Here is a 20,383-nt window from a genome sequence, read left to right as displayed (position 1 = left end):
CGGCTCTCCAGTGGATCAAAGCGGTATCAGGTGCGCTTGATCGTGGTAGCCCATGGGGTGAGGGATCCGGACGTCAGGTGATAGGCGCCGGAGACGGTTGTGCGCTGCTGTGAGGGCCGATGCGGCTCGGCCCAATAGACCTTCTCTCCCAATGTCCATCCCCACAGGACCAGTTCGTGGCGTGCCAAGCATTCTTGTAGGTGGCTGGCCTTGACCCACAGAGCCAGCGGGGCGGCGAATTCATGGTCGCTGAGGCCGGAGGCGAAGGCGACCAGGCCGCCGCCCGACTGCCAGCTGTGATCGGACTCCGCAGGGCCAAGTTGGTATGCCGTGTGGAGGTGACTGGCCGTGGGGGCCCACCGGGCTGCGAGGAGCCCGAGTAGGGCCGGCGAGGGCATGAGCCCACCCTTGAGAGTCTTGACACTGTGATCGTGGGTTGCCTGATGGCTGTAGGAGGTGGTGGTCAGAGCCAGGTCACAGGTGAGGCCGCGGGTATCGAGTGTGCTCCAGTGCGGGTCGGTAGGCGGGGTGCTGCGGACGCCGTAGTGACTTGTTCGGATCTCGTCCAAGTGGAAGGGCCAGGGTCCGAGGTCGGGGTACTCACCGAGCAGCCCCAGGGTGAACGGTGTGGGTGTCGGCATCCACAGGCCCATCCAGTCCTGCTGGGCCGCCCAGTCCCCGATGCGGCGGACATCGGCGCTACGTGCGAGGTAGGCATGGCTGCGCATCCACTGCTGACGCTTGGATCCCGCGAAGGGCGTGTGTTCCGATGTCTCCCATAGGACATGGGCTTCCAGGGCGACCCACCTCTCACCGAATGGGTCGGTTGCTTGTAGCAGGCTGGTGTGGTGGGGAATGTCGGAGCGGTCGTCCAGCCAGCTGACGTCGTCGCCCGTTTCGCTGAGGCGGTGCTGGAACACATAGTTCCACCATGCGGTGCTAGAACGCCGCGCGGACGCAATGGCTTCAGACGGAGGCTCGTCGCCTCGGGCGATGATGCAGGGGTCGATATCGCGAGTGCCGGACAGCTGCCAGGGATCAGTGAACGGAGCGCTGGAGCTGTGCGGTTCCTGGATGTGGCATGCGCCCAGTTCATGGAGTACGTGGTGGTAGGCGATCCAGGTGTACTTCTTTGCGAAGCGTTCGCTCTCCGCCCGTCCGTAGTCTCGGGCCTCACGCAGCGCGGCGTCGATGGCCGCGAAATGGTCAGGGGACCAACCCAGGTCGAGTACGCGTTGGGCGACCCATCGGCCCACCAGGTCCGAGTCTGGCCTCACCAGTTCGTCGCCCTCGGCCCGCAACAGAGCGGTGTCCAGCCGCTGAAAGTACGCTGCGGCTTCCTCGTCGAGCGCATCCCGTAGGCGGTACCAGGAGACTCGGCTGCCGTCGGGGACGAGGAAGCTGCTGATCCAGTCTCCAAGGCCGGCGGGCTCGTCGTCTCCTGGTTCCGGCTCGGTGATCCCCTCGTCGCGCTCGCCGGAGGCGCTGTTCTGACCCGCAGCTTCCTGGAGTGCCAGTGCCAGCTCGTTCAGCACCGTCGTGGCGTCTACCGAGTCGTTCGGGTCCGGCCCCGGGTCCACCGGGCGGGTGCGGCGTAGACGGAGGCAATCGTCCAGCTGGGCAAGGCGTGCTTCGTCGCCGCGGGATGACAGCAGGGTGCGCAGCAGACCGGTGAGGTGGTCGATCTCCTGATTCACGGCTTGAAGTTGCTGCGCCTGGAGCCGATCCTGGTCTGGTAGTACGAGCCGGTCGCACGCATATCGGATGACGTAGTGCTCGAAGTCGTCCCCGATCTCACTCACGGCGAACAGGAAGTCGGACGGCTCCCTGCCGTAGGCGGTGGCCAGTTCGTGCAAGGTGGGCGCGGCCAGGGACAGGGAGCGTTCGGGGTTCGCAGGGGTGGGCGAGTCAGCGCTGACTGTGGTGAGTTGTATGCATGCTTGGACGTAGTGGCGGACGAGGATGTGCTCGGCCACGGACGCATCCGCCAGGCCTGTGGCGGCTGCGCCGATCCGAGCCCAAGCAACCTGCGCTTCCTGATCGCGGGGAGTATGGCGGTGTCGCAGAAGGTGCCCGTATGCGACGGCTGTGATCCGTTCGACGACGTACGGGTCGTCGATGTCGGCGTCGTCGAGGAGCGCGGCCAAAGCCCGTGGCCGGTGGTCGAGGATGCGTACCAGGGCCTTGGTGGCGCTGTCGCGGAGTCTTCGGTTGGGGCTGGCGAACAGCCACACAAGCAGTTTGGACGCGAGCAGGGCCACTTCTGAATCTGCGTGGTCGGTTCTTACGGACCATGACCAGTTGATGAGCCGCGTGAGGGGGTTGTCAGGGCGGGTCGTGAAGATCCGGGTCGCCTGCGCGGTCCAGGTGCGGTCTCGGTCGGCCAGCGTGAGACGCCGAAGTTGAGTGTCTCGCCATTGGCTATTGAAGGGGTGGCCGGGGATGCAGGCGACATTGAGGGTGACCGTGAGCAAGCGCTGCTCGAAATGAGGGTCTGACGCCGCCAGATGTTCGACCAGGGCAACTGTTCTGGGTTGGATCGAAGCGGGGGAGCGCCAGACGAGTGAGTCGAGGAAGTGCTCGGCCAGGTAGCGGTCAACCCATGGGGTTTCGTGCAGGGCGTCGTCTGCTACCACGAGGGCATACAGCTCGGTGTCGGTCTGCTCGCCGATCACAAGGGCGAGGGCCTCGAACAGGCCGAGATGCCGCCAGTGGGAAGGCCCGGCGAGCATCCGGTGCACGTCTTGGGCCACGTCCTGGGGCATCGGCAAGCGCTGGAGGAGGGCTTCGGCCCGCACGTGGTCGGAGAGTCGCTGATACGTGAAGCGGACCTGTTGCTGATTGCGTGATGCGGAGTTCGGCGCGGGCTCCTTCAGCAGGAGGCCCTCCGTGATCAGGGCGTTGAGGAGGGAGCTGCTGTATCCGCCGCGGGAGGGCAGGATTGTGGCACACAAGGTAGCGGCGGTGTGCACGGGGAGCGCCTCGGTCTGGTCGTCGAGCATGCGCTGCGCGAGAAGGCGCATGGCCTGATGGACTACGCCGTCCTCGACGGCGTAGTCCAGCCGGTCGGGGCGGGCCAGACGGGCCTCGATGGCATCAAGGAGGCCGTCGAACACCCAGGTCAACGTGGCGGCGCCACGAGGAAAGGTGTGCAGCCCCTGACCCTGGATCGATTCGCATAGGGCGCGTAGGAACAGCGGTCGGCTGAACTCCGGTTGCAGCGGCGGAAAATCCGGTTCACGCAGCCCGTAGTGCTGGGCGTACACGGTAAGCGCTGTGTGTTCCTGGCCCGCGAAGCCGGGGTGTGTCACGTGCACCGTGGTGCTGCGGACCTGCTCGGGAACGACCGCGTCGGCGTAGGTGTCGCGGACGGTGACAGCGACGGCCACCCAGGGATGGCGGGCTGCATCGGCGAAGAGGCCGGCGAGTTGCTCGCGCCAGACGTCCGCTCCACCTCCTTCATTGAGTGCGTCGATGATCAGCAGTGCGCGTCCATCGCGCCGAACGCGGGCGGCTTGAGCCAAGGTGGCCCAGAAGTCCGACGCCGTGAGGTCGAGCCCGACCTGGGCCGCGATCTGCGGCCAGGCAGCTCCCTGTTCGAACTGCTGCCCAAGCAGAAGAAGTGTCGGTCTGCCATGAGCGGCACGTTGTATGGCGGTGTCGGCCACGAGATGACTCTTGCCGCAGCCAGCGGGTCCCGAAATCAGCATCATTGGCGGGCGCAGGGCGGCTTGGACGAGTTCGGTCAGCTGCAGTACGGCAAGGTGACACGCGTGCAGCGGCCTGCTGACCGCTCGGGGTGGCTTGCCGGCTGTCTGCCCGCTGCGAGATCCGGTGCAGGCACTGTCGAAGGGATCGAAGGTCTCGTACTCATCCTCCAAACGCCGGAGGTTGGCTACACGAGCGCACTCAACGGCGCGGGCCGCACGCGTGCAGGCTGCCTCGAGCTTTCGGTAGATGTCCGATTCCGCGTCCGTCAGTTCCTCGGCGCGGGCCTCCCCGTCGTCGGCGAGGGCACGAAGGCAGGTCCGCAGGGCGGCGAGGGATGCAAGGGAGCCGTTCCCATCCTGTTGCGTGTCCGGTGCTATGGGCAGTTCGCGGCTGACGTCTCGAACCTTGGCGAGGGCTCGCCGGACAGAGTGGACGAAGTCGGGGCCGAGGGTGAGGGTGTCGAAGGAGGAGGCAATGTTGATGTCAACATGAGCCTTCGGCAGGTATCGCTGCCCAAGATTACGGACAGCCCTGCCAACCTGTGTCTGGCAGAAAGTGCCGGTGAACGCGTCCTGGTCGAAGAAGTAGCGCAACGTGCCGGCGTGTTCGTCCCGCAGAAGGGCGGTCAGCAGAGCCGAGTGCCCCAAGTAAACGAACTCGACATCCCGGCCCGCCTGCCGGGCCCAGCCTCGCCAAGTCTCCACATGCTCGTCCCACCGTTGCAGACCGCTCTTGCCCACTGCCTTCCCATGGCGAGTCGGTTGCCGTCCGGAGCGATCGGTGGGCAGGTAGAAGGCGTAGCGCACCAGATCCGGTGTGGTCGCAAGAGCTTCCCTCACGCTCTTGTCCATCTGACTCATGGTGGCCGACTCAAGGTTGAACAGGTACTTGGCTTGCCACGCCCACGTCCCCTGACCTCCCGGTGCGGGGCAGGAGAACTCAATTCCGCCGTCGGGTGTTCCGCGCCGGACCATCTGCGTTCCTGCCGGCAGGTCCTCCATGGTGGGGACCAAAACGTACCCGAGTTCCTCGAAGGCTCGCTGCTGGCTGGTCTCGTGCTCGCGGATGTTCCGGAAGTCCACCCGGGGAAGCGGATCACTCATGACCGCAAGCGTCTCACGCCCCACTGACACGCGAACGTGCCACGAAACTCCCTGGCGGTAGCGGGCCGCCATGCGCCTCGTCTGCGATGAGTCAGCTGAAGCAAGCCCGGCTGCCTCTGCTCGGCTTCAGGGTTACCTCAGTTGCCGACACTCGACTCCGCCAACCTCCGTAAGGACAACCCCGAGGGTAGCTGGCCTCGGTGAAGACGGGCTGGTCACCCTCGTCGGTCTTCCGGGGCCCGCCGCTAGTGCTCTGACGAGGAAGGTTCGCCGGGATGAGCCGTGCGAGATGGTCGCGTCATGAATGAGATCGTCTTCATGGCTGATCCGAAGGTAGCGGCCATACCCGTTGCGGAATGCGGTGGAAATGGTGAATAACTGCATGAACCCCCCTGTAACCTACGTAGACCTGACTGGGCTTTATGGACTGGACGGCGTGGTGCTCTACCCTGTCCAGGGCCGCAGCCCACACGATGCTGCGACCGCCCAGTTCCTCGGGTCGGTCGGCCTGCCCAACGACAGGTTCTTCACTTCCCGTGCCGGGGTGACTGGGGATAAACGGGACCCATACGAGGTGGGCGCTCTCTTCGCACTCGACGATCGTTACTGCCCCGAGGAGTCTCGGAATTGGCAGGTACTCGGCTACCTGCCCGCAGCACTGGTCACTCTGGATCCCTCATCGGGCACCGTGTACATCTTCCAGGAAAGCGCCCGTGACTATCAGATTGCGCACCGGGATATCACGGCATTCGTGCACTGCCTGACGGAATTCCGGAAACTCGAAGACGCATACAAGGAACCTGACCCCGACGTCGAAGACCTCGTCGACGCGTTCCGCGCCTCAGTCAACGCATTTGATTCGACTCCACTGAGCGACCCTGAGTCTGAGTGGAATCGCATGCTCGAGGAAGTGCTTGAGGAAATGTGGTAGCAGGCCTCACCGGTCCCCGTCTGGCTACCTCGAGTCACAAAACATCGGACGGGGTGCGGTGGGCTCTCGGCCCAGCCGCGGCCAGGACAAATCCCACGCCGTCGACGCCACCCTGGCGCGGAAGCCACCGACGGCGCGATCTTCCCCCTGCGGATCACCGCCCGCAACCCATGTCCCGCCTGCGCCTCCAGGACCGACGAGAAGGCTGCACGGTCCTGCACGACCTGCGAGGTGGAAGGCCGGATCACCCGGGAGCAGCAGCACACCTACAAAATCCGTGTCCCCGCCGGCGTCAAGGACGGCCAGGGGGTCAGGATCCGCGAGCTCGGCGGCCCCGGCCAGCACGGCGGCGCGCCCGCGGACCTGTACGTCATCGTGCACGTCGTCGACTGACCAGCTGCCGGACTTCGGCGCCAGGGGACTGGTCACGGCCTGGTGCGCATCCGCTCAGGCACCCGGCTGGTCTGTCCGAGCCAGATGGCGACACAGCGGGCACGTCGTTTCCGGCAGTTCGTGAGGCTTCGGCTCCAGCAGCGTGAGGGCCCGCACTGTCGGGTGCGGGCCCGCACGCTATGGGGGCTACCTGACTTCTATCCAAGCGCTTCGGATGGTGTAGAAGCCGGATCCGCACCAGACATCCGAGTAGGCATTGGTTGCGGCCTTCCTCCAGGGGCCGGGTGCGTAGAAGCCGAACTCGCCCCACTCGTCGACGCCGCCGCAGTCGGCGACCACCCGGAACTGGCCGGTTCCGCCGTCGCACCAGCCCCAGGCGTGCAGGTCGGAGTAGGTGAAGTACGTGCCGCACCGGCTGGGCGCGGCACTCGCCGTGGTGGTCGTTGCTCCTAAGAGAGTCGTGGCCATGATCATGGCCGCACCGAGCGCATGACGTTTGCGCATGATTGTCCCCCGTCGTCGGCGTGATGAGCTGGATGTGCACCAACGGAAGCACGGTCCTCAGGGAAGCCAAAGGGGCCATTCACGCCACTTGCTGCGACCCCGTTACTGCGAATCCACACGGCCGCTGACGCCAGCCGGTCCTCGGCTACGCCGGACTGGTCCTGCTGACGCGTCTACAGGCGGCCGCGGCGCCGGCGGTGCCTTGCCCGTACCGGGCGCGGGCGCGGTCCAGGGCGGTCTCCAGGTCGCGAGCCTTGTCGTCGTGGGTGTCGAGGGTGAGTTGGTGGGTGGCGGTCTCGGCGGGTTGGAGGCGTTCGGCTCGTGGCCGGTGCCGGCGAGTGCGGGGGTGCGGGCGGTGGCTTCGGTCAGGATGCGGGTGCGGCTGGTTGTGGTGCGGTCGGCGTAGGTGACGTTGAGGGTGAGCGCGGCCGCGATGCTCTGGTCGTGGCGGAGTTGGGCGCCAAGTTGCTCGACGAGGCCGAGGACGGCCCGGTGGTGTTGCTCGGGGTCGAGTTCGTCGCGGTCGAAGCGGTGTGTGCGGGAGAGGGACTTCGGGGCGGCGTCGGGGACGATCGGACGGTCGTCGGTCCCGAGTGCACGGTCGTGGGCCTGGCGGCCGGCGGCGGTGCCGAGGATGCGCTGCAGGGTGGCGAGGGGGGTGTCGGCGATGTCGCCGACGGTTCGGATCCCGAGGCGGTCCAGGACTCGGGCGGCCGCGGGGCCGATGCCGGGGAGCGCGGCGGCCGGCCGGGGCCGCAGGAAGGCCGCGATGTCGTACGGGGTGTTGCCGACGATGGTGGCGGCGCCGGGTGGCGTGATGTCGGCGGCCATCGCCGCGATCATCCGGTTCGGTCCCGCGCCCGCGCTCGTCTGGACGCCGTGGAGGGCGAGCGCCCGCAGCCGGATCACACCCACGAGCCCGGAGCCCCGGTGAGGGAGACGTCGGCGGAGTAGTCGGCCGGGTGCGCCTCGACCTGCGGGGTGATGCCTTCGAGGAGGGCCAGGAGCTGCTCGTAGAGACCCCGCGTCGGGTTCAGGCAGGTGGAAACGCGCATCAGGGTGCGGGGGCTGGTCGTCATCCGGCGCTCCCGAGGCCGGTGTGACCGAGGCGGGTGAGGTCGGCGGAGCGGGTGCCGACGGGCTGCAGGTCGGCAGCTCCGCAGCCTCGGCCTGCTCCGCAACGCGCGCGCCACCCACTGGACGCCCCCAGAAGATGGGCCTCACGCCTGACCAGTGGGCTCGCGATCAGCACGCAGAGACCGGCGTCATCATCCCGTTGCCCCTCTCGGTCACGCCCCTGGCAAGGGACGACGCCGCGGCTGGCGGCGAATCCGAGGGCGAGGAGGAGTGGCAGGTCACGACGTTCATCCTGCTGCTCGACTCACCGCAGTACGACGACGAACTGCGCGCCCTGATCGAGTGGGTAGAGGTAGTGCTCGTACCCGGCTACCTGGCCGAGCCATCGGCCGACGCCCGCCGGTGCCACATGTGGTTCGAGCACCCCGTCGCCATCGCGCGCCTGCACGCGCTGTGGCTGGCCTGGCAGGAACTCACCGAGCCGGCCACCTGCAGCTGCACAGCGTGGAATCATGCCGAGTCGTGAGGCATCCTGTAGCGAGCCAGGAGCCCTGCGCGCTTGGCGACCGGGGTGAAGGTCTCGCGTCAGCCACGAGTCAGCCTCCGGCCGGAAGGAGCCGGCAGGCTGCAGTCGAGCGACTGATTCAAACCCGACCGCCGACACGATCCCTTCTGTCTGGAGCAGTCACACCATGAGCACACCCCAGCCTGCGCCGGACTGGGAGTACTGCGGCCAGGGCTCCCACCCAGACACGGATCCCATCGGCTGCCGCGGAATCTATGTCCCCGGCCATAGCGCCTGCCTTGCTCACCTGAGCGACACGGACCGCGACACATACCTGGGAGGTTTGACCCCGGGCTCGTCCATCGACCACCGCGGCACCCCCTTCACCGAAGACCTCCTGGACCGGCTCCTGACTGCCCTCACCGACCCCACATCCGGCGATCCCCACTTCGGCGACGCCAATTTCCGCATGGCTACGTTCGCCGGCCGCGCCGTGTTCGACAAGGCTCAGTTCCTTGGCGAGGCGGCGTTCGGAGGGGCGCAGTTCGCCAGGGCCGCCCGGTTCAAAGTGGCGCGGTTCTCCAGGGCTGCCCTGTTCGGCGGAGCGCGGTTCTCCACCACCGCCGGGTTCGACAGGGCCCAGTTTTCCGGGAATGCCACGTTCATCAGGACACAGTTTTCCGGTGACGCCCGATTCGACGGGGCGGAGTTCTCCAACGTCGCCGTGTTCGACAGCAGCCAGTTCTCCAGGGTCGCCTGGTTTTGCAGAGCGCAGTTCTCCAGCCGCGTTCGGTTCCTCGCGGCGCAGTTTTCCGGCGAGGCGCAGTTCGGCGGGGCGCAGTTCTCCGGCGAGGGGCACTTCGGCGATAGCCAGTTCTCCGGCCGCGCTGACTTCGGAGAGGCGAAGTTCTCCAGCAACGCCGACTTCGACAAAGCGAACTTCTCCAGGGTCGCCTGGTTCACCAGGGCGAAGTTCTCCGGCCCGGCCCGGTTCAGCGGGGCGCAGTTCTCCAGCGAGGCCTGGTTCTACAGGGTGCAGTTCTCCAGCGACGCGGCATTCAACGGGGCGCAGTTCCTGGCGGCTGATCGGTTGGGGCCGTTGGTATGCGCCGGTCTGTTGGATCTCTCCGGGTCGGTGTTCGGGGCGCCTGTGACGCTGGAGATAGCAGCAGGTGAAGTGCGCTGCGAGCGGATCAGATGGGAGTCAACGGCCACCGTGCGGCTGCGCCGGGCCTCGCTGAATCTCAGCTATGCGGTGCTGGCGGCTCCTCTGGCGGTCACAGCCCACCCCGCCCCCTTCACTACCGCCAGCGGCTCCGTGGGCGAGAGCCTGCTCACTGGCCCGGAGGGCGTTCAGGTGACCTCGGTACAGGGAGTGGACGCCGCCCACCTGGTCCTGACCGACACCGATCTCTCGGACTGCCTGTTCTCGGGAGCTTTCCACCTTGACCAGCTCCGCCTGGAAGGACGTACGGTCCTCGCGCCCACGCCCACCGGCTGGTACCGCCGGGGCATAGCCCCCCTGCGGTGGACACGCCGGCGCGCCCTGGCCGAGGAACACCACTGGCGCGCGCAGACCGCCGGCCAGCCCGCCGTACCCGCCGACACCGTGCCACCGATCGGCCAGTGGCGCACCGGTCCTCACCACGCCGACCCCGCCCGCACCCCTGACCCCGACGATGTCGCCGCCGTGTACCGGCAACTCCGCAAGGCGTTCGAGGACGGCAAGAACGAGCCCGGCGCCGCCGACTTCTACTACGGCGAATGCGAGATGCGCCGCCACGACCACACCGGCACCCCCAAGTCCGAGCGCGGACTCCTGTGGGCGTACTGGCTACTGTCCGGCTACGGCCTGCGCGCCTCCCGCGCCTTCGGCTGGCTCGCTGCCGCCATGCTGACCACGATCCTGCTGCTGATGGCCTTTGGCCTGCCTGCCTCCTCCCCCAAACAGGAAGCTACCGGCACCGTTCCCCCCGGCGGGGGCAAGGTCACCTTCACCATCGACAAGCAGGACCCGAAGAACCCCACCGGGGACCGGTTCACCACCAAGCGCTTCGACAAGGCCCTGAGCGTCACACTCAACTCCGTGGTGTTCCGCTCCAGCGGACAAGACCTCACCACCACCGGCACCTATATCGAGATGACCTCACGTCTCCTCGAACCTGCTCTTCTCGCGCTCGCCGTCCTCGCCATCCGTGGCCGCATCAAACGCTGACCGCCGATGGCTCGGGTGCCAACGCGCCGGGACGTGACTCGCGGTCAATGGGGAGCACCGAGCCCGCCGTGGGATCGGTAACGGGCTGCTTCGCAGACCCAGGACTGGGATCATCAGCTGGCCACACGGCAGCGGGCGCACCACCAGGCGCTGTCGAGACGAGAGAAGGCTTCTGTGCACAGAGGAATACGACGCGCGCTGACGGTTGCTGTGCTGTCGGCTACTTCCATAGCCACCACGGCCTGCGGGCCGACAGCCGACTCGGCCAGCGGGCCCAAGCCCTCCCCGCCCAACGAGCAACCGCTGACCGAGGAGCAGCTGACGAAGGCACTACCCGACGTCAGCGAACTCGCCGGCTTCACCACGATGCCTCAGAGCCTTCCGCTCCTGGAAGCCGAGGACGTCGTCACGACAGACAAGCTCGCCTGCCGTCCGATCGCCGACATGATGAGCGTGCGCCCGAAGCATCAACGCCGAGCAATGGTCTGGGCGACCGTGAAGCCCGACAGCGCGCCCCCCGAGGCGACACCCGGCAGCTTGACGTTGACCAGCCATACTCTCAAAGACGCCGAAGCCTGGATGGCTGAAATCAAGAATGCCCTGGTCAGCTGCAGCCAGTTCAAGGCCACTTCTCAGGCAGGCTGGATCCACCGCTTCAACGTACGGCCGCTCTCCACGGCGAAGGCCGGAGACGACACCGTCACTTACCTCCTGACCAACATCCTCGCCCCCAACGGGAAGGGAAACGTCATGACCGTCGTCCGCACAGGGGGCACCCTCGCCACGTACCTCATGAACGAAGACGCAGATCTGCCCGTCCCTGTGCCTGCCTCCATCGCGAACCAGCAGCACAAGGAACTGCAGGCCGCCGCGACACAGCCCTGAGCAACCCGCCGGTCTGGTGGGAAACGATCGCCGTCAACGTGGGATCTGCGCAGCGCACACCCCACGTCCCCGCTGATCAGCGAGTTCCGTCGGTGACCCCAGGCCGTCGGTGACCCCAGGCCGCGTACGACGAGTCGAAGGCTTCCTGAGCACCTGGACGAGAAGAACCCGCTTCCGGAGGAGCTGGAAGCCCCAGCAGCCCGACGCCGTCGGCCGGCGCGCGGACTTCCAGGTGCAGGTGCGGTCCGACGAGGTGGAGCCGGAAGGCGAAGAACGGACAGCACTGCTGCACGGACGGCGCCAGCTCCGCCACCCGCGCCTCGACGGTAGACCTTCGGCTCAGGTCGAGCGTCAAGCCGGAACCCACACGTTCCTCCACACCAGGGCGACGCACACGACCCGGTTCGAGCCTGACGACCTCCGGGAATCCACGAACCCGCGAACTTCCACCGGTGGTCCCCTCAAGCTGATGCGGCTCTTCGGGATCACCGCGCAGACCGCCATGCGCCATGTCGGCGCCGCCTGCCCGGAGCGCACCGCGAAACTGCCCAGGCAGCGGGCCCGCTCCGAGCCCGATGCCAGCTGAAAGCCCGTGGCGGTGTAGTAGTGGGTCCGGCATCATCCCCATGTGATTGTGATGCAACCCGTTCTGGAGATCTCCGCCGCCGACGACTTCGCGCTCTGGCCGGTTGGCGAGCAGGAATCGTATGGCTACCTCCTGCTGAACGGGGGGCTGACTCCGGCGGAGGTCGGCACGGCGGTTATGCAGATCGCCGCCTGCAACGACTTCGAGCCGGAGGAGGAGCACGGGCCGTGCCCCACCGACCCGCTCGGCACATTCCTGCACGGGCTGCTCACCATGCGTGGTCTGTTCGCTGCCGGAGGGTTCCGGGTGACCGAGAATGCCACCGACACCGTCTTCGTCGAGCCGGGTTGCTGCAACGGCCTGGAGACCTGGCGGGACTGGCTGGAGGTGCTCGACGGCACCGGCTGCTCCTACTTCGGCCACGATCCGTCGTCGGTGGCCGAACGCGTTGGCGACATTGTCCGGCTGACGTTCGACGCTTACGGGACGGACGGCAGCCCGGTGATCGAGTTGTCGGTAGACCAGGCACGCAGGCTCGTCGCGGGCGCCCAGCAGGATTTGCAGGACTTCCTCGGTCTTGCCGGAATCTGGGCTGAACAACACCTGCCGGCACACGCCGCCGCCGTCACTGCCGCCCTGGCACGGGCACTGGACCTGGCGCCCACACAATGACCAGCTTCCTGACCCACCGAGCGCACGTGCACGACGCCCGTCTCCCCCTCCGCCGGCGGCACAGCGCGCTGCGCACCTGCCTCACCGAGTTTGCTCCTTACGGCCTGCGGGCGACGTACCACCACCTCACGCTCAGCGCCGCGATCCCCCGGCGGCTGGAGGCGGACCCGGACGCGCTGGTGCGGGCGGTGGAGGAACTGCATGAGGCGCGGGTGCTGTGGCTCGCGCGGGCGGAGGAGTACGCCGCGCAACGCCGGGCGGCGAAGCGGGCGGGGCGGCGGGCTGTCGTGAACCCGCGACCGTGGTGGCTGCGGAGCTGGTGGGAGGGCCCGAACCGCGCCTGGTACGAAGACCCGTTTCGCCATCCGTCGCTGCGGCTGCCTGAGTACGTCCGGCGACAGAACGCGATTCTGGACGGCGCCGACCTCCCCGGCTGCCCCGCCTGCGGGGACGAGAGACCGCTGGTGTCGAACTCGACCGGGCACGGCTGGGTGGAGCTGTGCCGTGGGTGCGCGTGGGTGCTGGCGCCCTGTCCGTGCGGGCAGCGGCACCGGTTCGTCCCGGAGACGCCGTTCAACTGGAAAGGAATCTGGCAGCGGGCCCACATGAGCGATGACGGCATGCCGAACCCCCATTGGCCTGCGGGCTAAGCCGTTTCGGATGTATCACTGAGCGGACCAGATGAAAATGGAGGGCGCGCTCAAGGGGACATCGTCGAAGGCGCCTTGCATCCTGAGGTGATCATTACTGCACAATGTGGTCGGAGGGAGGGTCGCATGCCTTGGGTACGAGTCGCGTGGGACTTGGTCTTCGCCGCTGTGTGCGGGTTGGTCGCATGCAGCTGTCGAGACTCCGCGTGGCGCATACACGGCTACGCGGCAAATCGCATTGGGGTGAGTCGTGTCTTCACCCCCACGGTCATGAGGGTCACGTGCGGCGTGCTCGGCGCCATCGTGATCACAGAAGCAGTAGTTCGCCGGTGACGGCTACCCGGGCACCTGTCAAGAGAGGCTGAGGCGCCTGCCGGCGGCACGGGGGCTCGAGTGTGGCTGATCAACTGGGTGCGCTGCCTGATCTTCCACAAAACCCTGGACATTGCCCAGGCGGTGCGCGAACTGCAGGCCGAGGGCTGGCAGGTGGAATCCGAGGACCTGGCCGAGGTCTCGCCCTAACTGACCGAGAAGGTCATGCGATTCGGCGAGTACTCCACCGGCGAGCTCGACTTGGCACCAGAGGCGTACGAGCAGCACCTCGATGTCGACTTCGCCAAGCTCGGCCCACAGGACGAAGGAGCATGACCGGGCATCCTCTCAGGCTCCAGCGGCACGGTTGAGTTCAGTGACCGGAAACGGTGTCCGCTTGCTCTCCGACAGCAGCCGGTGGTGGAACCCGTCCAGGACAACGGCGACCCGGGCATGACGTTCGATGACTGCCGCGATCTCAGGCGGAACGTCATCGGGCCTTCGCCCTTCGACCCATTCCCGCAGGAACGCGTCTGTATCCATATCGCCCCGGAGGGGGTCGACGAGGTGGTGGTGGATGAGATGACTCGCGGTGTAGTGGCGGTCGTAGGTGAGATGGTCCGAGAGGAATTGCTCCTCGGCCGTCGAGAGCTCGAAACCCGAGCTCAGGGCCAGCCCGAAGTCTGCGAAGTAGATCAGCCGGCCGTCGGTCAGGAGGTTGCGGAAATGGGCATCGAAGTGCACGAGTCCGCGAGAGCTCATGAACGCCGTACCCTGCGCCAAGCCATCGTCCACCCACGAATACGGGAAGTCGCTGCTGGGCACCGTATCCTCCCGACGCTCCTGCAGCCACGCGCCGAGCGTCTGCGGCACGTGCTCCAGGAAGAGCACCAGGCTGTGGGAGGACCGGCCGATGGCCTCCAGCCGCTCGCGTACGGCCGGTGAGCCGTCCCAGTGCGCGACCGCTCCGTCGATGCCCCCGAACTCATCCACGAAGCCCTCGGGAGGGGAATCGGGCAGGACACGCCAGTGGTACATCAGCGGAAAACCCGCGTACTCCCTGCCCAGGACCCAGTTGGTGGTCATGGTGTGTACGGCCAGTTCCCGCCAAGCACCGAAGCCAGCCGAGCCCACTCCGTACTGGTAGAACATCGGCAGACCGAAGAGGTTCGCCGTTGACCGCACGTTCTCCGGCCGGGTCTCGACGTCCGTCAGCGGCACCCTCTTGACGAAGACCCGCGTCCCGTCGACGTCCAGCTCCGCGGACCTGCCGCCGATGCCGGCCCCGACCGCAGAAGCGGACGCCACGACATCGCCGAGCCGCCTGTCGCTCAGCAAGGACAGGCGGGTGGCCACGCTCCCGTAGGCGGCAAGCCGCGCGGCGTACGTGGCGTCGGCGTGGCGCATCAACAGCTCCTCGGTGCCCCGAACCAGTGCGTCAGTGATCATACGAACACAAGCGGCTCTATCCGCCAAGGTCGACTTGTTCTCGTAAACGACCCCTTCCGGGAGCAAGATCGGAATCGGCCGCCAGGGCCGACCCGAGCACCCGATCGGTTCTCAAAACCCGTTCTCACTCAAGTGGTCACAAACCCTCATTTTGGGAATGGTTTGCGAGAGGACCTCGGGCGTGACGGGCTCTCAGGACACCACCGAGAGCGACGCCGACGACGTCGAGCGCCACACGGCCGCGCTGCGGCGTCCAGCCCGGCTCGCCCTGCCCGCTCGCGCTCGGGCGCCGTCGCCGGGATCTACCACACCGGCCGCTTCAGGAAGGTCGCCCGGCTCGCCAAGCTGCTGCGAGTGCCCCCGGCCGACCGCGGACCCGGACAGCCCTGGCGACCCGGCACCCCGCCGCCAGCCGCACCCGAGACCGGCACCCCGGGCGCGTTACCTGCTCCCCGGCGAGGAAGCCGACAACGCCGAGCGCCGACGGGTGCGGGCCCGCGTCGAGCACGCCTTCGCCCGCATGAAGAACTACAAGATCCTCCGCGACTGCAGGCAACGCGGCACCGGTCTCCATCACGCGGTCCAGGCCGTCGCCCACATGCACAACCTCGCCATGGCGGCATGACCAGACCGGCCACGAACCCGGCTCCGACCTGCCCGAACGCAGCTTCTGCAACACGCTTTAGAGCCGTTGGCGGAGTCGAGGAGGGCGGGGAGGCGGGTCGGTACTCTACGGGAACGCATCCCCTGAGACGGAAGCGGTCGGGAGCGAGCTGTGCGGGCGGTGGCCGCCACCCGGCTGACCGAGCCCAGGAGGGTGACCAGGACGGTCCGGTAGAAAGGGCCCATGTCGAAGCGCGGTCCTGCACCGGGTGCGTAGAAGAAGGCCGAGCTGGGGTGCCAGGCATCGAGGCCGGGGCCCTGGAGGACGACGCTCGCGCTGACCGGTTCGCCTATCGCGCCGGCCCGCAGGGCACGGTGAGCGGACTGGAGTCCGGCCCCAAGGAAGGGTCGTCGCGCACCCGGACATACAGGCGATCATGCTGGTCGAGCGGGCACAGCTGCGGGGATGGGCCGTTCCCGAAGACCTCGCCGTCGTCACCTACGACGATGCTCTTGCCACGCTTTCCGACATCCGCTCACGGCCGTCGCCCCGCCGCGGCGGACGGTCGGCCAGATCGCTGTGTCCCGGCTCGTGCAGCGGATCAGAGAGGGCAGTGCGCACATTCCCCAGCACATCCTCGTCCCACCTCGGCTCAACATCCGCGCCTCTAACGGCGGTTGGCCCAGACGATCGGGCCCCAGGCTGTCCACCACGCTCGGACGACGACAGAAGGCGCGACAGAAAGCGCTTGCGCGACCCGTTGACGCCAAAGGAATCCCAGCCCTACGCTCCGGGCGCAACAAGTTGACTCACACCCCGTCAGATACAGAGCGAGACCGGTCGGTGCCTCCCGACAGGTCGACCCGAGCGAACGGCGACCGCCGGACGCATGCCCTCTGTCGAGGCGCGATCAGCTGATCGCAAACCCAGTACGAGTCAGGACAACAGCCCGCGGGAACGGTTGCACGAACGGAGTCATGGGCCTGTCCCACCTCGCGCACCGTCGTGCGACGTGGTGACTCTCCGGCGGCGGTGCCGATGAGGGCGTGAGGGGTGCCGATCTGGGTTCCGTGCTCCCAAGTGCCGCCCACGCGGTGCCGGCACCTGTCGCGGTGCGTACCCACGCCCGGTGTCGGCATGGGACACCACGCTCTACAACACCTCGTTCAACCCTCCCAACAGCTGGTGGTGGCAGGTGCTCGCCACCGTGCTCGGGCTGACCGATGCCGTGACCGCCTGCGAGTCCGTCGGTATGGGCGGGGCCGAGGACGTCGCGGATCCCGACGCACTCCAGGCAGCAGCCGTGGGCGAGGCGCTCGCACCCGCTGCCGAGCCGGACCCGTCGTTGCAGGCCGCTAGGCCCATGCAGCATGCGAGTGCCAGTGCGGCGATGGCCGTAGCCCGTCCGTAGTCGACGGTCATGCGTCCCCCACTGCCGACGCGATCTCTCGCGCTCCGCTTTCCCGAGCGCAGGCTACAACCCGGGCCTCGCCAACGGATCGCCTCGGACCGCAAGAAGAGCGTGCCTCATGTACCTCAGCTGCCGGCCCACTCGGAATCGTCATCCTAAAAGGGCCGGCACCCCTCACCTGAGTGGCGGAACGCGTTACCAACGCCTCCGGCGACCTCTCACACGTCATGCGACAGACGGCAGAGAACGCCCACGCGGGAAACACCACCCACAAGGCCGAAGACATCACCCTTGCCGCTGAACTAGAGCGGACCCTCTGCGAAACCGTCAAGGACTTCTGCCTCGCGGCCATCAGCACCATCGGTAAACCAACTGATCGAGGGACTCCGAGCCCCGGCCCCCAGGCCGTTGCATCAGGGTCGGCCGAAAGCAAGGTCGATGACTTTCCGCCAGTCCACCCGCGGCGAGGCCGCAGGGACGCCTGGCCGGTCACGCGGCACGAGGACCCGCAGAACCCCCGGCCGCAGGGTGCACACAACGGGGACCGCCATCCGCAACGCCTCCCCGTCCACCGCCACCGGGATATCGATATCCCCCGCGCCGGAAGTCACCTCGACTCGCCGCGCTGTCAGGACCGTCAGAGCGGACGAGTCGGAACCCCGCACTGCCAGGTCCGCGGCCTCCGCCGCCCCCTCCACCCGGATCGCCAGGACGCCCAGCTCACCGTCGTCGAGGCTGGGCCTGCGTGCGCCGGTGCTCAGCTCGTCGGGTGACTCGTACGCGTTGTTGCTGACCAGCAGTGCCTGCTGGGCGGAGAGCGTTGTGCCGTCGATCCGCGCGTCGAGCCGTCGCACACCGTCGCCGACGAGCAGGTCCGGCATGAGGGCCAAAGCCGTGCCCGCCTTGTCGTCGCGGTACGCGGGGCGCTGTACGACGTCGGCGTACACCCCGAAGGACACGGTGTTGACGAAGGGCCGCCCGCCGACGTCGCCGAGGTCGATCCGGAGCTCCTCGCCGTCGGTCAGCGCGTCGAGACAGCGCGTCGGGTCGGACCGGTCGAGGCCGAGGTCCATGGCGAAGTGGTTGCGGGTGCCGGCCGAGATGACGAGGAACGGCAGACCGTGCTCGGCAGCGACAGCCGCCACCAGCGCCTGGGTGCCGTCGCCGCCGGCGACGCCGAGCAGGTCGGCCCCGTCGGCCACCGCTTCGCGGGCCAGCTCGGCCACGTCGGCCGGGGCCGCGGGGTCGAGCACCGTCACCCGGGCGCCCAGGGCCTCCGCGCGGTCGACAAGGCCGAAGCGGCCGACCTTTCCGCCGCCCGACTTCGGGTTCATGATGAGGAACGGCCGCTTCGGCCGACGCGCGACAAACGGTCGCTTGAGCCGTTCGGGCTGCGCCCTGCGCAGGGCGGCCCGGGCGCAGGCCAGCGCCGCGCCCCAGCACAGGATCAGCACCAGCGCCGTCCGCCACAGGCCGTCGTACGAGTAGAGCACCAGGACCCCGATCGGCGCGGCCACCGCGACGACCGCTCCGATCAGGCGCGGCAGGCCCCGGTGGGCGAGGAACCACCACACACCCGCCGCGCCGAGGACCAGCCCGAGCAGGCCGGCCCCGAGGACCTCAAGGCCGCCCTCCCCTACCGAGAGGACCAGCACGACCAGGGAGCCGACCGCCGCGAGCACGGCCGGCCGCGCCAGCAGACGTGCCCCCGCACCCCCGCCGGGGCTTGTCATCCGTGACCTCCCATTCTCCCGCCGCGCCGGTACACCACACCATGCGCCTCCTCAGGCCTGTCGGCATCCCCGGTCAATCCCTCACGTCGCGCGGTACCTGCCCGGCTCCACCTCGGCCGGTGCGGGCGAGGACGCCGCGTGTGGGAGAGACCGTGGCGGCGAGGGTCACACTTGTCACCGCCGTGAGACGGCCAGGAAGGCGACGCAAGCCACGGCGGGGATGAGCACGTCGCGCCGTACTGATCGACGGCGCCGACCGGCTCCGCGCCCGCGCCGTCATCGGCAGGGCGGGTGCCGCACTCGGAGTGTCCGAAGCCGACGGTCACCCCCTCACAGGTGAGGATGTGACCGTCGGCTTCGGTTGCTCCCCTCTCCGCTCCCCCGTCCCCGCTCCCGTCCCTGCGAGTCGCCTTGATCGCTCTCCTCGTTCTGCTGTCCCTGCTGTTTCTGTGGACCGTCGTGTCCGACCGGCTGGCGCGGTGGAGCATCACCGCCCCCATCACTTTCGCCGCGGCCGGCATCCTCCTCAGTGGCCTCGACGACCCCGTCGTACCGCTCGACATGGACACCCACACCTTCCAGCGGGCCATCGAACTCGTCCTCGCGGTCATGCTGTTCACGGACGCCACCGAGACGCGGGAGTACGTCCGGCTGCGTGGACCGGTCGGTGAGGGAAGGCTGCTGGGCATCGCTCTGCCGGCCTCCCTCGTGCTCGCCACAGTTGCCGGTGCGCTCGTCTTCCCGGGAACGAGCTGGTGGCTGCTCGCGGTCGCGGCGCTCGTCGTCATGCCCATGGACCTCGCCCCGGTCCTGATGATCCTGCGCGACCAGCGCGTGCCCCTGCGGGTGCGGGCCGCGCTCAACATCGAGGGCGGCTTCAACGACGGTCTGATCTCCCCGCTCTTCGTCTTCTGCGTCGCCAATCTGGTCTCCGCCGAGGGCGAGACCTTCGGTGACCTCCTCCTCAACGCCCTCAAGGGCGCGGTGTACGCCGCCGCCGTCGGCAGCGTCCTCGGGTACCTGGCCTCCCAGGCGGTGCGCCGGGCGCTGCGGTCCGGGTGGGCCAAGCCCGCGAGCCTGCGCATGGCGGGTCTCGCCCTGCCCTTCGTCACTTACGCGGCGTCCGTCCTCCTCGAGGGGAACGGCTTCGTCGCGGCCTTCGTGGCGGGCCTCTGGTACGCGAACACCGTCTCCGCGGTCGGCGGTGGCTCCCTCGACCTGGTGGAGGACGTCAGCCACCTGCTGGCTCTGGCGGCCTGGTACGCGTTCGGCGCGCTGGCCGCGGAGGCGTTCGCCGACGGGATCGCGCTCCAGGTCCTCGCCTACGCGCTGCTCGTGCTGACGGTGGCCCGGTTCGTCCCCGTAGTCGCGTCGCTCACCGGCACCGGCTTCACCCGCGCCGAGCGCGCCGCGATCGGCTGGCTCGGGCCACGCGGTGTCACCTCGATCGTCTTCGCGGTCCTCGCCTACACCCAGCTCCCGAGGGACGACTCGGACTTCGTGGTGAACGTGACCGCTGCGACGGTCCTCCTCAGCGTGGTCCTCCACGGGGTGACCGCGGAACCGGTCGCACGCTGGTTCGCACGACACCCACGCCCCGAGGAGGCGGTGCCACCGCCGGCTCCTCCCGCTCGGTGAGCGC

At 68.0% G+C, this 20,383-nt stretch carries 17 protein-coding genes and 3 pseudogenes; 13 read left to right on the top strand and 7 right to left on the bottom strand.

Annotation, left to right across the window (positions count from 1 at the left end):
• Positions 1 to 26 precede the first annotated feature (26 nt).
• On the bottom strand, positions 27 to 4,814 hold the full coding sequence (locus ACFWRO_RS22410; protein WP_384512828.1) for a hypothetical protein: 4,788 nt from the start codon (positions 4,812 to 4,814) through the stop codon (positions 27 to 29).
• A 382-nt stretch (positions 4,815 to 5,196) separates the two neighbouring features.
• Here ACFWRO_RS22410 and ACFWRO_RS22405 point away from each other — a divergent pair, with 382 nt between their 5' ends.
• Together ACFWRO_RS22405 and ACFWRO_RS22400 are read left to right on the top strand one after the other, a co-directional pair.
• Positions 5,197 to 5,745 carry an SUKH-4 family immunity protein gene (locus ACFWRO_RS22405; protein ID WP_384512827.1) on the top strand — a complete coding sequence of 183 codons (549 nt, stop codon included), beginning with the start codon at positions 5,197 to 5,199 and terminating at the stop codon, positions 5,743 to 5,745.
• 90 nt (positions 5,746 to 5,835) lie between these two features.
• Complete coding sequence (locus tag ACFWRO_RS22400; protein ID WP_384512847.1) at positions 5,836 to 6,138, top strand: DnaJ C-terminal domain-containing protein; 303 nt, start codon at positions 5,836 to 5,838, stop codon at positions 6,136 to 6,138.
• A 186-nt stretch (positions 6,139 to 6,324) separates the two neighbouring features.
• On the opposite strand, the gene ACFWRO_RS22395 is transcribed toward ACFWRO_RS22400, so the two are convergent.
• The 3 genes from ACFWRO_RS22395 to ACFWRO_RS22385 form a co-directional block, all read right to left on the bottom strand.
• Positions 6,325 to 6,642, bottom strand: a complete 318-nt coding sequence (locus ACFWRO_RS22395) for a hypothetical protein (RefSeq protein ID WP_384512826.1) — start codon at positions 6,640 to 6,642, stop codon at positions 6,325 to 6,327.
• 102 nt (positions 6,643 to 6,744) lie between these two features.
• Positions 6,745 to 7,557, bottom strand: coding sequence for a hypothetical protein (locus ACFWRO_RS22390; protein WP_384512825.1), 813 nt, complete (start codon positions 7,555 to 7,557; stop codon positions 6,745 to 6,747).
• Positions 7,548 to 7,721, bottom strand: a complete 174-nt coding sequence (locus tag ACFWRO_RS22385) for a hypothetical protein (RefSeq protein ID WP_384512824.1) — start codon at positions 7,719 to 7,721, stop codon at positions 7,548 to 7,550. Before ACFWRO_RS22385 ends, ACFWRO_RS22390 begins: the two co-directional genes overlap by 10 nt.
• 20 nt (positions 7,722 to 7,741) lie before the next feature.
• Between ACFWRO_RS22385 and ACFWRO_RS22380 the strand changes: the two genes are divergently transcribed.
• The 7 genes from ACFWRO_RS22380 to ACFWRO_RS22350 all read left to right on the top strand — a co-directional run bounded on the left by ACFWRO_RS22380 (position 7,742) and on the right by ACFWRO_RS22350 (position 13,754).
• Positions 7,742 to 8,245 (top strand): DUF4913 domain-containing protein, encoded by a 504-nt coding sequence (locus ACFWRO_RS22380; protein WP_384512823.1) that lies wholly within the window; start codon positions 7,742 to 7,744, stop codon positions 8,243 to 8,245.
• 166 nt (positions 8,246 to 8,411) lie between these two features.
• On the top strand, positions 8,412 to 10,439 hold the full coding sequence (locus ACFWRO_RS22375; protein WP_384512822.1) for a pentapeptide repeat-containing protein: 2,028 nt from the start codon (positions 8,412 to 8,414) through the stop codon (positions 10,437 to 10,439).
• A 174-nt stretch (positions 10,440 to 10,613) separates the two neighbouring features.
• Positions 10,614 to 11,324: a hypothetical protein gene (locus ACFWRO_RS22370; RefSeq protein WP_384512821.1), complete on the top strand. Its 711-nt coding sequence runs from the start codon at positions 10,614 to 10,616 to the stop codon at positions 11,322 to 11,324.
• Between the two features lie 232 nt (positions 11,325 to 11,556).
• Positions 11,557 to 11,910, top strand: coding sequence for a hypothetical protein (locus ACFWRO_RS22365; protein WP_384512849.1), 354 nt, complete (start codon positions 11,557 to 11,559; stop codon positions 11,908 to 11,910).
• Positions 11,911 to 11,961: 51 nt separating this feature from the next.
• Positions 11,962 to 12,582 (top strand): hypothetical protein, encoded by a 621-nt coding sequence (locus ACFWRO_RS22360; protein WP_384512846.1) that lies wholly within the window; start codon positions 11,962 to 11,964, stop codon positions 12,580 to 12,582.
• The gene (locus ACFWRO_RS22355) at positions 12,579 to 13,232 is read left to right on the top strand and encodes a hypothetical protein (protein ID WP_384512820.1); all 654 of its coding nucleotides are present in this window, start codon (positions 12,579 to 12,581) and stop codon (positions 13,230 to 13,232) included. Before ACFWRO_RS22360 ends, ACFWRO_RS22355 begins: the two co-directional genes overlap by 4 nt.
• Positions 13,233 to 13,625: 393 nt before the next feature.
• Positions 13,626 to 13,754 carry a hypothetical protein gene (locus ACFWRO_RS22350; protein ID WP_384512819.1) on the top strand — a complete coding sequence of 43 codons (129 nt, stop codon included), beginning with the start codon at positions 13,626 to 13,628 and terminating at the stop codon, positions 13,752 to 13,754.
• Between the two features lie 138 nt (positions 13,755 to 13,892).
• Here ACFWRO_RS22350 and ACFWRO_RS22345 read toward each other — a convergent pair whose 3' ends face one another.
• The gene (locus ACFWRO_RS22345) at positions 13,893 to 14,951 is read right to left on the bottom strand and encodes a protein kinase family protein (RefSeq protein WP_384512845.1); all 1,059 of its coding nucleotides are present in this window, start codon (positions 14,949 to 14,951) and stop codon (positions 13,893 to 13,895) included.
• Between the two features lie 487 nt (positions 14,952 to 15,438).
• On the opposite strand from ACFWRO_RS22345, the pseudogene ACFWRO_RS22340 reads away from it, so the two are divergent.
• Positions 15,439 to 15,618 (top strand): annotated as a pseudogene (locus tag ACFWRO_RS22340) (transposase); the annotation flags it as partial.
• On the opposite strand, the pseudogene ACFWRO_RS22335 reads toward ACFWRO_RS22340, so the two are convergent.
• Positions 15,567 to 15,971, bottom strand: a pseudogene (locus ACFWRO_RS22335) (hypothetical protein); the annotation flags it as partial. The pseudogenes ACFWRO_RS22340 and ACFWRO_RS22335 sit on opposite strands and share 52 nt — an antisense overlap.
• 62 nt (positions 15,972 to 16,033) lie before the next feature.
• On the opposite strand from ACFWRO_RS22335, the pseudogene ACFWRO_RS22330 reads away from it, so the two are divergent.
• Positions 16,034 to 16,515: pseudogene (locus ACFWRO_RS22330) on the top strand (substrate-binding domain-containing protein).
• Between the two features lie 211 nt (positions 16,516 to 16,726).
• Positions 16,727 to 17,008 carry a hypothetical protein gene (locus tag ACFWRO_RS22325; protein WP_384512818.1) on the top strand — a complete coding sequence of 94 codons (282 nt, stop codon included), beginning with the start codon at positions 16,727 to 16,729 and terminating at the stop codon, positions 17,006 to 17,008.
• Between the two features lie 413 nt (positions 17,009 to 17,421).
• On the opposite strand, the gene ACFWRO_RS22320 is transcribed toward ACFWRO_RS22325, so the two are convergent.
• The gene (locus tag ACFWRO_RS22320; RefSeq protein ID WP_384512817.1) at positions 17,422 to 18,741 is read right to left on the bottom strand and encodes a diacylglycerol/lipid kinase family protein; all 1,320 of its coding nucleotides are present in this window, start codon (positions 18,739 to 18,741) and stop codon (positions 17,422 to 17,424) included.
• A gap of 411 nt (positions 18,742 to 19,152) precedes the next feature.
• Here ACFWRO_RS22320 and ACFWRO_RS22315 point away from each other — a divergent pair, with 411 nt between their 5' ends.
• A complete protein-coding gene (locus ACFWRO_RS22315) occupies positions 19,153 to 20,379 on the top strand; it encodes a cation:proton antiporter (protein WP_384512816.1) in 1,227 nt (408 codons plus the stop codon).
• The last annotated feature ends 4 nt before the right edge of the window (positions 20,380 to 20,383 follow it).

It is taken from the genome of Streptomyces sp. NPDC058579 (assembly GCF_042718575.1).
Taxonomy (GTDB): Bacteria; Actinomycetota; Actinomycetes; order Streptomycetales; family Streptomycetaceae; genus Streptomyces.
The sequence above is the reverse complement of the archived record's forward strand: the minus strand, read 5'-3'. Positions and strand labels throughout refer to the sequence as shown.

What these genes read in the sequence shown, in the direction of transcription:
- ACFWRO_RS22395 (WP_384512826.1), bottom strand. Translation starts at nt 6,642, where the DNA reads ATGCGCAAACGTCATGCGCTCGGTGCGGCCATGATCATGGCCACGACT.
- ACFWRO_RS22385 (WP_384512824.1), bottom strand. Translation starts at nt 7,721, where the DNA reads ATGACGACCAGCCCCCGCACCCTGATGCGCGTTTCCACCTGCCTGAAC.
- ACFWRO_RS22410 (WP_384512828.1), bottom strand. Translation starts at nt 4,814, where the DNA reads ATGAGTGATCCGCTTCCCCGGGTGGACTTCCGGAACATCCGCGAGCAC.
- ACFWRO_RS22405 (WP_384512827.1), top strand. Translation starts at nt 5,197, where the DNA reads ATGAACCCCCCTGTAACCTACGTAGACCTGACTGGGCTTTATGGACTG.
- ACFWRO_RS22320 (WP_384512817.1), bottom strand. Translation starts at nt 18,741, where the DNA reads ATGACAAGCCCCGGCGGGGGTGCGGGGGCACGTCTGCTGGCGCGGCCG.
- ACFWRO_RS22375 (WP_384512822.1), top strand. Translation starts at nt 8,412, where the DNA reads ATGAGCACACCCCAGCCTGCGCCGGACTGGGAGTACTGCGGCCAGGGC.
- ACFWRO_RS22355 (WP_384512820.1), top strand. Translation starts at nt 12,579, where the DNA reads ATGACCAGCTTCCTGACCCACCGAGCGCACGTGCACGACGCCCGTCTC.
- ACFWRO_RS22345 (WP_384512845.1), bottom strand. Translation starts at nt 14,951, where the DNA reads ATGCGCCACGCCGACGCCACGTACGCCGCGCGGCTTGCCGCCTACGGG.
- ACFWRO_RS22360 (WP_384512846.1), top strand. Translation starts at nt 11,962, where the DNA reads ATGCAACCCGTTCTGGAGATCTCCGCCGCCGACGACTTCGCGCTCTGG.